At 63.3% G+C, this 14,540-nt stretch carries 9 protein-coding genes; 1 reads left to right on the top strand and 8 read right to left on the bottom strand.

The genetic code is table 11. From position 1 onward, the window contains the following. Positions 1–112: 112 nt before the first annotated feature. The 5 genes from NLM32_RS42235 to NLM32_RS42215 all read right to left on the bottom strand — a co-directional run bounded on the left by NLM32_RS42235 (position 113) and on the right by NLM32_RS42215 (position 6,216). On the bottom strand, positions 113–1,348 hold the full coding sequence (locus NLM32_RS42235; protein ID WP_254134552.1) for an ABC transporter substrate-binding protein: 1,236 nt from the start codon (positions 1,346–1,348) through the stop codon (positions 113–115). Positions 1,349–1,570: 222 nt separating this feature from the next. After that, on the bottom strand, positions 1,571–3,025 hold the full coding sequence (locus NLM32_RS42230) for an FAD-dependent monooxygenase (protein ID WP_254134551.1): 1,455 nt from the start codon (positions 3,023–3,025) through the stop codon (positions 1,571–1,573). Positions 3,026–3,383: 358 nt separating this feature from the next. After that, positions 3,384–4,316, bottom strand: a complete 933-nt coding sequence (locus NLM32_RS42225) for a carboxylesterase family protein (RefSeq protein ID WP_309144888.1) — start codon at positions 4,314–4,316, stop codon at positions 3,384–3,386. Between the two features lie 153 nt (positions 4,317–4,469). Next, on the bottom strand, positions 4,470–4,973 hold the full coding sequence (locus NLM32_RS42220) for a hypothetical protein (RefSeq protein ID WP_254134549.1): 504 nt from the start codon (positions 4,971–4,973) through the stop codon (positions 4,470–4,472). A gap of 154 nt (positions 4,974–5,127) precedes the next feature. Then, the gene (locus tag NLM32_RS42215; protein ID WP_254128493.1) at positions 5,128–6,216 is read right to left on the bottom strand and encodes an IS5 family transposase; all 1,089 of its coding nucleotides are present in this window, start codon (positions 6,214–6,216) and stop codon (positions 5,128–5,130) included. Positions 6,217–6,624: 408 nt separating this feature from the next. On the opposite strand from NLM32_RS42215, the gene NLM32_RS42210 reads away from it, so the two are divergent. Beyond that, a complete protein-coding gene (locus NLM32_RS42210; protein ID WP_254134548.1) occupies positions 6,625–10,017 on the top strand; it encodes an adenylate/guanylate cyclase domain-containing protein in 3,393 nt (1,130 codons plus the stop codon). Between the two features lie 61 nt (positions 10,018–10,078). Here the strand turns inward: NLM32_RS42210 and NLM32_RS42205 are convergent, their stop codons facing one another. The 3 genes from NLM32_RS42205 to NLM32_RS42195 all read right to left on the bottom strand — a co-directional run bounded on the left by NLM32_RS42205 (position 10,079) and on the right by NLM32_RS42195 (position 14,367). Further along, positions 10,079–11,392 carry a patatin-like phospholipase family protein gene (locus tag NLM32_RS42205; protein ID WP_254134547.1) on the bottom strand — a complete coding sequence of 438 codons (1,314 nt, stop codon included), beginning with the start codon at positions 11,390–11,392 and terminating at the stop codon, positions 10,079–10,081. A 497-nt stretch (positions 11,393–11,889) separates the two neighbouring features. Beyond that, positions 11,890–13,539, bottom strand: coding sequence for a protease pro-enzyme activation domain-containing protein (locus tag NLM32_RS42200; protein WP_254134546.1), 1,650 nt, complete (start codon positions 13,537–13,539; stop codon positions 11,890–11,892). A gap of 411 nt (positions 13,540–13,950) precedes the next feature. Then, positions 13,951–14,367: a DUF3606 domain-containing protein gene (locus NLM32_RS42195; RefSeq protein ID WP_254134545.1), complete on the bottom strand. Its 417-nt coding sequence runs from the start codon at positions 14,365–14,367 to the stop codon at positions 13,951–13,953. Positions 14,368–14,540 lie beyond the last annotated feature (173 nt).

Below are 14,540 nucleotides of genomic sequence, written 5' to 3'. Positions count from 1 at the left end.
GGGCGCTTGCGATGAGCCGCAGTGTCGCCGCGCACTCCGCTGCGCTCCCTCCCCCCTTGCGGGGGAGGGCGGGGGAGAGGGGTGGCTCAGCAAAAGGTGCGCGCGGAAATCCTCACCTTGCAGCACCCTCCGTGAATGCCGTCTCGATCACCGCGCCAAACGGCTGCCACGACCGCCCGTCGAACTGCACCAGCCGCATCTGCTTGATCGGTAGGTAGCTGTCGGGTGACGTATTCATCCTGATGTTGGGCAGCGCGACGGAGGGGTGGTAATCCCGCAGCGACGCCGCCTGGCGCATGATGTTCTCGCGCGACAGGTCGTCGCCGCATTGCCTCAGCACCTTGGTCAGCGCTTCTGCCGCCGCGTAGCCGTAGAGCGCCGCGCTGTTGTTGGTGCTTTCGATCTGATGATACTTGTCCATGAAGGCGAACCAGTCCTTCATGGCGGGATCGTCTTTCCAGGCGGGATCGCTCGGATCCTTCAGGAACGCCGCCGAAATCACGCCGGCCGAATTCTCCAGGCCCGCGGGCGCCATCGCATTGGCGATCGAGGCGGAAGCATCGTTGACGATGACGACCGGGTGCCAGTTCAGCGACGCCGCGAGCTGGATCACCTTGGCCGCGGTCGACGGCACGCCGAGAAACACGAAGATGTCGGCGCCCGCGCGCTTGAGGATCGAGACGTGTCCTTCGAGATGCTCGTCGGAGATGTCGAAGGCGACGTCGACGAGGACCTGACGGTTGAGATCGCCCAGTCCTTCCTGGATGCCCTTGTAGAGCATGCGGCCGAACTGGTCGTTCTGCCAGAGCACCACGATCTTCTTCCGCGGATAATAGGCCTGGATGTAGTTGGCGTAGATCCGTCCCTCGGAGCGGAACGGCGGCTGCCAGCCCATGGTCCAGGGAAACGCCTTGGCCTGGCTCAGCTCCTCGTCGCCGGAGGCGACGAACAGCTGCGGGATTTTCTTCTCGTTGAGATACCAGCGCGTGGCGATATTGCCGGGCGTGCCGAACGATCCGAACATCAGCTGCACGTCGTCCTTCTCGACGAGATCGCGGGTCAGGTCCAGCGCGGCCGCGGGATCGGAATTGTCGTCGCGGGTGATGAAGCGGACCTTGCGGCCGTTGATGCCGCCGCGATCGTTGACCATGTCGAAATAGGCGGCCTCCGCCTTGCCGATCGCGCCGAATTCCGAGAGCGGCCCGGAATAGGGCACGATGTTGCCGATGCGGATTTCCTTGTCGGGATTGGAGTCGGAATCGGGTTGATCCGAGCGCTGCTGCGACATCGCCCCGAGCGAGGCGAGAGCGGCAATCAAGACGAACAGCAGTCTGCCGGTGACGCGCATGCTCGACACCTTGTCGTTGTTGGCCCCAACGAAGTCGGCTCGTTCCGCACCCAGTGGAGTTGATCTACGTCAAGCGTTTGGCAATCCTGTGGCACCCGAGCGAAGCGGCAGCTGTGTTGACGCGCTCTCGACTGAGAGAGTCTCCGTGCGGTATCCCTCTCCCCCGGGGAAGGGAGGGAGAGGGGCTCAGCAAATCGTGAGAGCGGCCGCCCGCCACGTTCCCTAATCTCCGAACCAGGTCGCGAGCGCCTCCACGAGTCCTTCGCTGTCGCCGGTGCCGACCCAGGCGACATGCCCGTCGGGCCGGACGAGCACGGCGGCAGGGGTCGGAACGACGCCGATCACCGGCATCTCGCAGGCGCCCGTGCACGTCGCGCTGACCTGCCTGACGCGTTCGTCCCAGCGCGCGGGGACGACGCACGCCGGCGCGCCGAGAGTCAGGAACAGCGGCCGCGCATCGCGCATCAGCTCGAACACGCGGGTCGGGCCATCGGCGGTGACGAGGTCGAGGTCGGGCATGCGCCTGCCGAGCAGAGGATGGCAACCCTCCTCTCCGTAGCGGATGTCGAGGCCGGACACCTTGGCGGAATACCATCTCCTCGGCTCGTCCATCGTCATGGTCGTGGCGACGAGCCCCCGGAGGGCCGTGGTGTGTTCGTCGCCGCGGTTGAGAGCCGTGAGCGCCAACGTCAGCTCGAGCAGCGCGGCCCCGACCGGGTGCCGCTCCCTGTGATAGGTGTCCAGCAGGGCGTCGGATGAGATCCCCTTCACCACCTGGGCCAGCTTCCACCCGAGATTCACGGCGTCCTGCAGTCCGACATTCAGGCCCTGTCCTCCGACCGGGGAATGGATGTGTGCGGCATCCCCGGCGAGCAAGATGCGGTTCTTCCGGTACGCTTCCGCCTGCCGCGCCGCGTCCGTGAACCGCGACATCCACGTGACCTCGCGGATGCCCAGATCCGATCCGTAGGCAGCCCTGAGCGCCGCCCTGAGATCCGCTTCTGTCGGGCGTTCGCCCCGCTCGATCCGCTGCTCCGTCACGATGCCACGCACGCGCGGGCCGCCGTCGAGCCATCCCAGGGCATACAGCCCCCGGTCCCCATAACGGATGCCAAGTGGCGGCTCATCCGCGATGTCGGCCTCGAAGATGAGGTAGCTCGCCTGTGGCTCCGATCCGGGAAACCCGATCGACGCGGTCTTGCGCACGAGGCTGCGGCCGCCGTCGCAGCCGGCGAGGTAGCTTGAACCAAGCCTGCGCCCGTCCGTCAGCTGAACCTCCACGCGCTCCCCGGTTTCGACAAAGCTCGCCATCTCGCAGCCTCGATAGAGCGTCACGGCGAGTTCCGAGATCCAGTCGGCGAGACCGCGTTCAATCTTTTCCTGCCAGAGCCCCAGCGTGTAGTTGTGGCGGGTCGGTCGGTCGCGCGCCTCGAGGACCATGCCCGCGAGCGCGACGGCGTAGTGCTTGTTTCCCAGCGGGAGGAACCTGTCCGCTATGCCGCGCTGATCGAGAAGCTCGATCGCCCGTGGATGGAGACCGCTTGCGCGCGAGCCCTCCACGTCCTGGTTCGGACGCCTCTCGACGATCGCGACGTCCACGCCGGCCAGCGCCAGCTCCCCGGCCAGCATCAATCCAGTCGGGCCGCCGCCGACGATGATCACGTCATGTTCAGTCATTTGCCGCCTCGGTTTGGTAGGGGGCCTGACTTCTACGGCGGAGGCGGGGTCTTGAAGCAAGAGCCTTGCGCTCCACATATATGATCTGGAGGGAGCGCATGACGGACGCGCACCTTCGCCCTCTGCGCCGCTCCCGATTTTCGCGATGATCCTCATGCGAGCCCGTGGGCAATCGCGTTTGAGAGCGATGTTCCCTGCGGCCATCCTTCGAGACGCCCGCTTGGGCGGGCTCCTCAGGATGAGGACGGACTGCGCGGCAACTGTTTCGACGGACGCCGGTGTCGCTTAGCCTCACCCTGAGGAGACCGCGGAGCGGTCGTCTCGAAGGGCGAGGCGCGCGCTCGAACCGTCACTAGCGCTACGGCAGCCCTCGCGCTTCCAGCTGATGCACCAGCAGCAGCGTCGGCTCGGCGAGGCTGTCGCCCGAACCATCCAGCCCGAACGCTGCGGCAATGCCGTCGCGGCTGCGCAGCACCGTGGTGCGTGGGCAGTGGCCGGCGCCGCAGAGCGTCTTCTTCAGGGTCTCGCCCTGCGCGATGAGGTTCGCAGGATCGTTCGCGGCCCAGGCCAGCACGATCGGCGCGTCGACATTGAGGATGCCGGGAAACACCGAGCGCTTGTCATACTGAGCGGCATCGGTGCCGAGATATGCCTTCTCGCTGTCGCTGGCGTCCTTGCCGGCGCGGTAGATGCCGGACACCAGCACCACGGCCGCGACATCGGCGCGATCGGCCTGGAGCTCGGGATGCGCCAGCAGGGTGGCGACATGGAAGGCGCCGGCGCCATAGCCGACCGCGACGATCTCGCGCGCGTCGCCGTTGAACAGGTCGATATTGCCGTGGATCCAGGACAGCGCCGCCGCCACATCGGTCGCGCCCATCGGCCAGGTCGCGGCCGGAGCGAGCCGATAATTCACGCGCACCCCGATCATGCCGTTGCGCGCGGCGAAGCACATGGCCTCGTCCTGGATGTCGCGGGACAGGTCCGGCGCGCCGCGGTCGCCGGTAAAGGTGTCGCCCGCCACGAACAGCAGCACCGGCCGCGGCGTGTCCGCCTTGGTGGTGTTGCTGACCGCGACATCGAGCACATTGGCCTCGCTGTCGCCATAGCGCAGGCCGCGCGAGAAGGTGACCTGCTCGCACAGCCGCGCGACGCCACCGGCGGTCGTGTCGTTATCGGTGAGGCCGACCCGGACGAGATCCGATGGCGCGATGCGGCTCGCCGGAAGCGGGCCATGTGCGGAGGCCGCCGTCACGGTCAGAACAAGAAAAAATGCGAGACAATTCTTCATCATGTTGGTGTCGGCCTTGCGCGCTTCATATTGGTGCGCCGGTTTGGCCTGTCTTTTCAATTCGCCTTATTAGTTCGGCTTCTTGGTTCGTGTTGTTGGTTCTTCTTGCGGCGATTTCACGGCACCCTTGGTCCGCTCTCTCATCGCCGGGGTTCAATCTGCCGGCTGGAAGGTGCAATCCGCCCCGCTGCCGTCCTTCTGCCTGATGGCATTGGGGTCGATCGTGCAGCTCAGCTTGCTCAGGCTCTCGAAATTCGATCCCGCCGCGCCATCGGGCGGAATGCCGGCCAGCGCCTCGGTCGCGAAGATCTCGTTGGCCGTGGATCCGTTCACGTTCCTGACCTTCTTGCCGAAGGTGACCTCGCAGTTGCGCAAGGTGATGTCGACATTGCTGGTGCGGCAGACGATCCTGTCCGCGGTCACCACGATCGGCTTCTTGTAGGGGATGTCGGCATTGGCGGCGAACAGCATCGCCACCGCCTTCTTCTCGGCGCCCGACAGGAGCGGCGACAGCGGTGCGATCACCCCCGCGAGCGCCAGCGCCGTGGAGCCCGAGACTTTGGAAGGCGCGGCGCCGGCGCCGTTGGCGGTGGCGACATGGGCGGTGCCAACGACAAGGACGGCGCAGGCGAGGCAGGCCGGCATCGTGATTTTCATTGACGTTTCTCCTAGCAGGCTGCTGAAAAAGATGCCTTGGATGATGATTTTCGTAATATGCGGCTTGAAAACGAAGCCAGCGATGGGCCTCGATGAGCTCCGCATGCGCTGTATAGGTGGGGTTGGTGGCTCATTTTTGACGCTCCAGACGGATTCATCCCGTCGCGGCCAGCAGCTTTGGGATGCGAACGAGGTTGTAGGCTGCGGCGGTGAACACGAAGAACCACTCGACCAGGCCGCGGCCGCGATGGCGCGTCTTGCGCAGGCCGCCAACCGTCTTGATCCACCCGAACGGCTCCTCGATCAGCTTGCGTTTGATGGTGCTGATCCGATAGCCGGGATGGCGGGTGGTGCGCGCGTCGATCGCCGAGCGGCGGTTGGTGTCGTTCTGCGAGACATGCGGCGTGCAGCCGCGCTCGCGGCAGCCGGCGACGAAGTCGGCAGTGTCGTAGTTCTTGTCGCCGCCGACCGTGCTACCGGGCCGGGCATTGTCCTCGATCATGTCGAGCGCAGTCGCGCGCTCGGCGGTGCCGTTGGCCTCGGTCAACCGCGCATCGACGATGAGTCCGTTGCGATTCTCCGTCATCAGATGCCCCATGTGGCAGAGCTTGGCCTCCTTGCCAGCACCCTTGCGGAACAGGCGGGCGTCGGGGTCCGTCGTCGAGGAATGCGTGGCGTTCTTGCGCTTCTCGCCATGGAAGTCGCGCTCGGCATTGCGGGAGCCGCGATCCTTTCCCGCGGGCGGATCGCCAGCGTCCTTCGGCACGAAGCTCTTCATGCTGGCCCAGGCCTCGATCAGCGTACCGTCAACCGAAAAGTGCTCGCTGGACAGCAGTCCTCGCACCTGCGGCAGGTTCAGCACGGCGACGAAGAACTTGGCGGCGATGTCGCCGTCGAGCAGCCGATCCCTGTTCTTGCAGAACACGGTCGGATTCCACACCGCGTCATCCATCGAAAGACCGACGAACCAGCGAAACAGCAGATTATAGTCGAGCTGCTCCATCAACTGCCGTTCCGAACGCACCGTATAGAAGGCTTGCAGCAGCAGCGCTCGCAAAAGCCGCTCCGGCGGGATCGACGGCCGACCTTCGCGCGAGTAAAGCCTGCTAAAATCGCGCGACAACTCTTTCAGCGCAGCGTCGACCAGGTCGCGGATCGCACGCAGCGGATGATCCGCCGGAACACGCTGCTCCAATCGCACGTAGCTGAATATGCCTTCCGACCGCTGATCTGCCCCGCGCATCGCAATCCCCAGCCCCAAGGAATCAAGCAAATGCAGGGAATCACAATCCGCGCGTCGCGCGAAGCGACTTTTTCAGCAGCCTGCTAGAAGGCCACGGCTTTGCCGCCACATGACAGTCGGAGCCTATGACAGATTTCCCATGAGGGGGAGGGCTATAGTCATGGGCCGGGGAGAGTTGAACGCGACGAAGTCACTTGACGAACAAGAACGTGTACTCATGAGGGGCCGGACGGAAGTCTGCTTCCGAGAGCGCAGCGGACCAATTGAGCTCGAAGTGAATGCTTCGGTCTTTGACCCTGAGCGGACATCGCTTGGCGGCATCCAGTTTTCGCCGGAGCCCTTTCAATTGGGCGAGAGGTCCGGCGATCTGCGCTTCTGGCGATAGATGCGCCTTCGCTGGCTATTCCAATGTGCTATTCTCATCGCATTGGCCATAGGTATCCCATGACAGGTACTGCAGAGTGGCTCGCATCGATCGGGTTGGGTGAGTACGCCCAGCGTTTCGCCGAGAATGCCATCGACCTTTCCGTCATTGGCGACCTCACGGAGCAGGACCTTAAGGACCTCGGCGTCCTGCTCGGGCACCGGCGTAAGCTGCTGCGCGTGATCGCAGACCTCAAGGGTGACCTCGTATCGGCTCAAGCGGCCGCCAGACCGGCGCCGCGGGACAGCGCCGAGCGGCGCCAGCTCACAGTCATGTTTTGCGATCTGGTGGGCTCGTCGGCACTTTCGGCCCGACTTGATCCGGAGGATCTGCGCGCGGTCATCCGCGCCTATCATGCCTGCATCGCGGAGATCATCGCGCGGAGCCAAGGCATCATCGCGCGGTACATGGGGGATGGCGTGCTCGCCTATTTCGGTTATCCCCAGGCCCACGAGGACGATGCCGAGCAGGCAACACGCGCCGGGCTCGCGCTGGTCGATGCCGTCGCCAACCTCGAGACGGACATCGGCACCCAGCTGCAGGTCCGCATCGGCATCGCCACCGGTATGGTCGTTGTCGGCGACCTGATCGGCGAAGGCGCCGCCAAGGAGCAGGCGGTGATTGGCGAGACACCGAACCTCGCCGCTCGCCTGCAACAGTTTGCCGAGCCCGGCACGGTGCTGATCTCCGAGAGCACGCATCAGCTCACGGATGGATATTTTGAGTATCTCGATCTCGGGCCTGTCACGCTCAAAGGATGGTCGGAGCCTGCCTCTGCCTGGCAGGTGCTCGGGATCAGTGGCGTGGAAAGCCGCTTCGAGGCGCAGCACAAGACCAGACTAACACCACCGATCGGGCGTGATGAGGAGATCGAGCTGCTGTTGCGGCGCTGGCAGCATGCCGTGTCGGGCGAAGGCTGCGTCGTGCTTCTCACCGGCGAGCCAGGTATCGGCAAGTCGCACATAGCACTGGCGCTGCAGGAGCGGCTGCAGGCGGAACGGCACATCACGGTGCGCCATTTCTGCTCGGCGCATCACACCAACAGTGCGCTGCATCCTTTCATTGCCAACCTCGAACGTGCCGCCCGGTTCGAGCGAGGCGAGACGCCGGCGGAGAAATTTGCCAAGCTCGAGGCTCTGCTGCTGCGCTCTGGCGGCGACGCCGACCGCGTCGTGCCGCCCCTGGCCAATCTTCTGTCGCTGCCGGTCAGCAACCGCTACCGGCTGCCCGAGCTCAGTCCGCAGAACCGCAAGGACATGACGCTGGCGGCGTTGTTCGACCAGCTCGACGCATTGGCGGCGCGGCAACCGGTGTTCGTCATCTTCGAGGATGCCCATTGGGCGGACCCGACTTCGCTGGAGCTGCTCACGGTCACACTGGAAAAGGTGCCGCGGCTTCGCGTGCTGCTGCTGATCACCGCAAGACCGGAGTTCACGCCGCCCTGGCCCGGCCATGCACATGTGACGACGCTCTCGCTGACACGGCTGAATCGCCGCAACGGCGCCGCACTGGTCGAGCGCGTCACGGCGGGAAAGACGCTGCCCGAGGAGGTCATGGACCAGATCCTCGCCCGTACCGATGGCGTGCCCTTGTTCGTCGAGGAGCTGACGAAGACCGTGCTCGAGACTGGGCTGCTGCAAGAGCAGGGCGACCATTACGCGCTCAGCCGTCCGCTTCCCCCAATGGCGATTCCGTCGACATTGAGCGCATCGCTGATGGCGAGACTGGACAGGCTGGCCCCGGTGAAGGACGTGGCCCAGATCGGCGCCGTCGTCGGGCGCGAATTCTCTTACGAACTGCTGAGCGCCGTTGCGGGGCTGCCGGCGCAGAGGCTCGAGGAGGCGCTTGCCCAGCTGGTTAGGGCGGAGCTGATATTCTGCCGCGGCGAGATCCCCCGGGCTGTCTATACCTTCAAGCACGCGCTGGTGCGGGACGCCGCCGAAGCGGGACTTCTGAAGAGCCGGCGCGCGGCGCTGCATGCCACCATCGCGGACGCTTTCGAGCAACGATTTCCGGAAGTCGTGGAGGCGCAACCCGAGACGATCGCGCTTCACCTGACCGAGGCCGGACTGTTCGACAAGGCCAGGGGCTACTGGCTCCAGGCGGGCAGGAAGGCGGCCATGCGTTCTGCCAACCTCGAAGCCATTGCACATTTGCGAAAAGGCATCGAGGTCTTGGCCCATCTGGCTGACGGCGCGGTGAAGGACAGGCTGGAGCTTGATTTTCAGTTCGAGCTGGGACCATGCCTGATCGCCACCCTGGGGCCGGCCTCGCCCCAGGCAGTGGCGACCTTCGCGCGTGCGCGCGAGCTGTGCCAGCGCCTCACCGATCCCCCTGAGCAACTGCAGATCATGTTCTGGTTGACCACAGCGAGCGTCATTCGCGGTGAGCTGCCGGTCGCCGAGGAAATGATCTCGGCGCTGCTCGATCTCGCCGAAGCGCACCACGATCGACCGACGCTGCTCAACGCGATGCGTGGCCAAGGCATGATCCGCCTCTTCATGGGACATCTTACCGGCGCGCGCGAAGTGATCGAACGGGCCTTCGAGACGTTCGAGACGAGCAGCGAGCAGGACAGATTGGCGGCGCGGGCCGCCGGGCAGGATGCGGGCGTAGCCGACCTTGCCCTGATGTCATGGGCGCTGCTGCTGCTGGGCTACCCCGATATGGCACTTGCACGTGTGAATGCCGCCATCCAGCGCGCCGACGCCATCAATCATCCGCATTCCCAGGCCTATGCGACCTACTATGCGTCCATTGTCCACGCGCTTCGGGGCGAGTTCCTGACGGCGCACCGCTACGCCGATCGTTGTCTCGGTCTGTCGGAAGAGCATGGATTCAGGCAGTGGCGAGGATTGTCGCGCGCCGTCCGGGGGATAAGCGCCACCTTTCTCGATTCGTCATCCGCTGCGCTCGAGGAAGTCCAGGCTGCGATGAACGAATATCGCGGCGCGGGCTATCAGCTCGGCATCACGGCACTGTACGTGCTCCTGGGGCCGGTCTTGTTGTCGAGCCATCAATACGAACCTACGCTGGAGCTGATCGAACAGGGCCTCGCCACAACCGGCCGCAACAGCGAACGCATATTCGAGGCCGAGCTGTACCGGCTGAAAGCGCGCGTGTTGCGCGTCCGTGCCGGATCGGAAGCCGGCAGCGAGCCGCAACTACTGCTCGATCGCGCATTGACAATCGCAAGAAGCCAGCACGCCAAGGCCCTCGAGCTTCGAGCTGCAACAGACCTCGCTGCCTTGTGGGTCGATCAGGGCAAGCGCGCGCAAGCGCTCGACTTGCTCGCACCCATCTACGCCTGGTTCACCGAGGGTTCTGAAACGAGGGACCTCAAGCAAGCGAAGGCGTTGCTCGACCGGCTGCGGTAGTTGCTTTCGCTAAAGATAGAGCGGCCTGGCTCAACAGTTGCAAAGCCACTTCGCCACGGCGTCAAGCATCGAACTCCTGGCGACAGTCCTGATAGGTACCTTGCACCTCTCGCCATTCCTGCGCATGCTCTTTCGCGGGATCCTCGTTGATGAAATGCGGCCCGGGATGCGGCGGACGATTTTGGTGGTCGTAGTATGCGGCGATCGCTTGTTCCGCGGCGGCTTTCCCCAACTTGCGTCCACCGCGCAGGTTGCTGTGATTCCATTTGAAATTGATGTGCCCCGGCACATGAATCTCCACGACGGTGCCTTGCCACCGACTGTCCTTTTTCGCGTCGCACCGGACGTGGTATTTGAAGAGCTTGACGTCGTCTTCGCCAACGGTCGCTGCGAACAATTGGCAGAGATTTGCCAAGCCATCATGAAGGTTTTTCGGTTTGCGGACTTGCTTCGCATCGACGATCCGGCTCACCCATATTTCGTCGAGTTCATCGCCCGGCTTATGGTGCTCCTGGATCAGGCTCTCGAAGTTGACCGTGTCGATCAGCGCTCCCTCGCAGTATGTAACCTTGTCGATCTCTACCGTTTCTTCGACGAAGGGAAGGGCTGAACATGCGCACAAACTGGATGCAGTGATAGGCACGTTGTACTCGATGTGCTTCGCCTTCTGAGTCTGAGCAAAGTCGCGGTTGGAAAACAGCGCGAGCTTGTGAGCATCAAGATTCCAGGCGTTATGAAATATGAATGGCTTTTCGGGCTTGCTCAGTTCGTTGAACCTTATGCTCTTCATGAACTGGCTGTCTGGATAATTGATCCTGGAGAGGCCAGTGACATGGGACAGATACATCATCGACGTGACGTAGCGAACGAACGGATTGGGTGCCAGCACCTGATTGAGAATCCATCTATTTCTGTCGCCCTCGTCCGGGATCGTGAACCTCCCGCCGCAGCTCGTGTTAGAGTGTTGAGGGAACCAGAGCGACATGGTTTCTTCGACGGCACTCGTGATCGCCTGCGGATCCCACAAATGCTTGTAGGTATCGGCATCCGTGACGAAGTCGACCATAGCTTTGCTGATGTTTCCCCAATCCGCGCCGAACACCGTATTGATGGGAAAGCGCTTGTAGCTTTTGTCGTCACGAAACACGCCATCCCTGAAGAATTCAAAAGTCTTTTGCGCGCGATCCCTTTCCGCAACCACCTTGTCATCAAACTGATTGTAGACGATCCCGACCCAGGCGCCGATGCAGGACAATGCCCACACGTCGAAGGTTATTCCTGCATCGGCGAGAGCTTCCAGAACCCCGATATGCAGCCCTGCTGCCGGCCCCCCACCGCCAAGCGTGATCGCTCTCTTCACCATCGGATCCTCCATCTGATTTGTCGTGTTGCTTATTCTCCAATCAACTTTATGAATCGCGCGAAGAGATTGGTCGTTCTTGGGCTTTGCCAGTTCATAGAGCCAGCATTGCGAAGCACGATACGCGCGGCGGAGCGGTATATGTCGATTTTCGATTTCGAATCTGCTGATCCTACTGGCGCACGACGGCCAAGAGCCCGGTTAGCGTATCGCGGTCTCGACCGTCCATTTGTGAACCACTTCACGTACGATATTTATCGCCAACCATGACAGCGGACTTGTCGTCCGATCGCGACTTCCGCTTTTGGCCCGCAACAGGCCTCCCAGCATGTCCGCTATTGCGCCGCTGTTGGAGGACAAGCGGACACCCACAGTGATCTGAGCCGGTTGCGTTCGATTTTTCACTTCTATTCTGGCGCCGCCGAGACGCGACCGGTCGCGTCGGTCGGACGCGGCCGGCTGTTATGTCTCGCACAGGCGGACGATTGCCCGCCTGTGTGAGCGCGGATCGGCTAGCTGGTCGGGCCGCCCTGCAACGCGGCGAGGAGCTTGCCGCCATCCGGCACGCCCCAGCCGGTACAGGCATCCCATCCCGGCCCTGCCTTGAATTGTCCGCCGAGCAGACCGTCGGTGTCATTGTTGCCGACGGTGATGTCGCGCAGCACGCCGGCCGGACCGAATTTGGAATAGAGCAGGGCATTGAAGTTGCCGGAGCGTGCACCATTGGCGGCGTTGATCCGGGCGATCAGGCTCGCCCAGAGCGGCGCGGACGCGCTGGTGCCGCCGACGATGCCGAGCTTGCCGCCCGACATCGTCAGATAGCCCGTCGCCGGATCGGCATTGGCCGCCACATCAGGGATCGCGCGTCCGGCAAAGTGCCCGGGATTGATCGACTTCGGCACAATGCCTTTCTGCCAGCTCGGAGCCGGCGTGATGTCGCTGACGCCGCCGCCGGTGCCGCTTCCCGGTCCGTCGTTCCAGACGGTCTCGGTGATCTGCACCTGCTTCTTCGCATTCGCGCGCGCGTGCAACGACGTTCCGCCCACCGCCAGCACGTAGGGGCTGGTTGCGGGGAAGTTCACATGGGCACGGCCGTCCTGCATCTGCGCTTCCGAGCCGTCGTCGCCGGTGGAGACGCAGAACGTGATGCCAAGATGGGCCGCGGCCAGGAAGCTGTGGTTGCAATGGTCGATCGCCGCAGGTGACCAGATCACGCCGGCATTGTTGAAGGACTGGTTCTCGTCCCAGCCCCAGCTGATCGAGACGACGGAGGGATCGTTGTCGGAGTCGCTGACGACCTTGGCGAGGCAATCGACCAGACCCTTTTCGTCGAAGGTCGAGAAATAGGTCGCGATCTTGGCGCCGCCGCCGAGTGCGCCGGCGACGTCGACGTCCAGCATCACTTCGCCGGTCGAATCCGGATCGCCGGCCGGATCTGTCGAGACGCCGTCGACCGCGATGACCGCGACGGATGGCGCGGGAACGCCGATCTTGGCGAAATAGGCGGCGACATCGGGGGTCTCCACGCCGCCGCCGAATTCGAGCAGGCCGATGCATTGCTTGCTGGCGTCGACCTGGGGGAATTTGTAGATGGCGCCGAGCTCGGTCGGAACGAACCAGTGTCGCACCGAGCTTGCGAAATCCGGCTTCGCGCTCTGTGCCGAATGGCGCGAGCGCCTGAGCACACGGTGATTGTTCAACCCGAATACGCCGGTGATAGCATCGCCGACTTCGGTCGGGACGTGCACGGGGCCGGTGCGGGCGTGGAAGTCGCCGAGATGCGGATGCGAATAGTCGAACAGCGTGACGCCGAAGGCATCGCTGACGTCGTCGACCGTGCCGGCGATGCCGAGCCGTGCGGCGGCGGGCTCGTTGCGGGTGACGACGAGCTTGTGCGCCTTGGCAAAATCCTCGATCGACTTGATGGCCTTGGGATCGGAGCCGTATCTGCTCTCGAGCTGGTCGCGCGTCATGTATTTGCGCGCCTTGGGGAGCTTGTTGTCCAGATCGGACAGGTCGGGCAGATCGGCGGAGCGCTTCACGCCGAGCGTCAGCTCGATCCAGCGCTGGCCGTTGGTTCGGCGCATCGCCTTCGAGCCTGTCGGCAGTTGATGGACGGAGTTGGGAAGTTCGACCATGTGGGGTGTTGCACTAGGGGACATAGTATTTCCTCCTTGTACGAGGTGGCGCGCTGGAAAACCGGGATTGCGAACGCAGGTCCTGTTCGTTCGAAAGGGTTCTGGTGTTCGAAAATGAATCGTCGTGCGGCGGCGGGAAAATCGCCGGCGCGTCAGGTGACCAAACCTAAAATAGCAAACTGAAGTAATGCATCCTAACAGCGGGATGCCGGTGCGGCAAAGCCGAACGCGCCGCGCGCGCCTCACAATCGCGTCAATGTATCGCAGGCCTCGCCTCATCGATGAGCCAAGCGATCTGACGCAGTCGGCGATCTCACGCAGTTGAATTGTCACAATCGCCGTGCGTGCGCGAGGGCGCGATGCACGCCGGCTGATGTGCCGGGCTTGCGGACAGGTGTCCCGATGTCTCGGCTATGTCTTGATGACTTGGCCGGCCTACTTCCGCGAAGCGGATGTCTTCTTCCTGGCGGTCTTCTTGGTGGTCTTCTTGGTCTTCTTCTTCTTCTTCGCCGCCTTCTGGGCGATCAGATACGCCTCGACCTTCTTCGAAGAATGGCCTGCGGCGGCGACGGCCGCCTTCAGCCTGGCCGGCGTGATCTTGAACTTCTTCGACCAGTAGCGGACTTCATAAGCTTCGCCGAGGGCAATCCGGCTCTTGTCGGCGGCGCGGTGCTTCTGGAGCTTGATGTACTCTTCTACCTTTCTCGCGGAGTGGCCGACCTTCTTGACCGCGTATTTCAGCTTGGCCGGCGTCACCTTGAATTTCTTCGACCAATAGGCGACTTCGTATTTTTCGGTGAGCGCAATCAGCTTGCGGTCCGCTCCGCCCCGCTTGGTCTTGTCGTCGGCCATGCTTCTCTCCCGCCCTGTCACGTGCCTTGGATCGCGTGCATCCAGTCTAGCATGCAATCGGATTTTGCAGCGCAAGATACGGCACGCATGGCGATTTGCGCGGCGCGGCGGTTTTGGCTCGACGGGTCAAATGGTTGGGACGCGCGACCCCGTCTCAGGGCGGCAAGGTCGTT

Source organism: Bradyrhizobium sp. CCGUVB14 (genome assembly GCF_024199935.1).
Classification (GTDB): Bacteria; Pseudomonadota; Alphaproteobacteria; order Rhizobiales; family Xanthobacteraceae; genus Bradyrhizobium.
Note: the sequence above shows the minus strand (reverse complement) of the source record. Positions and strands in the feature narration are given on the sequence as shown.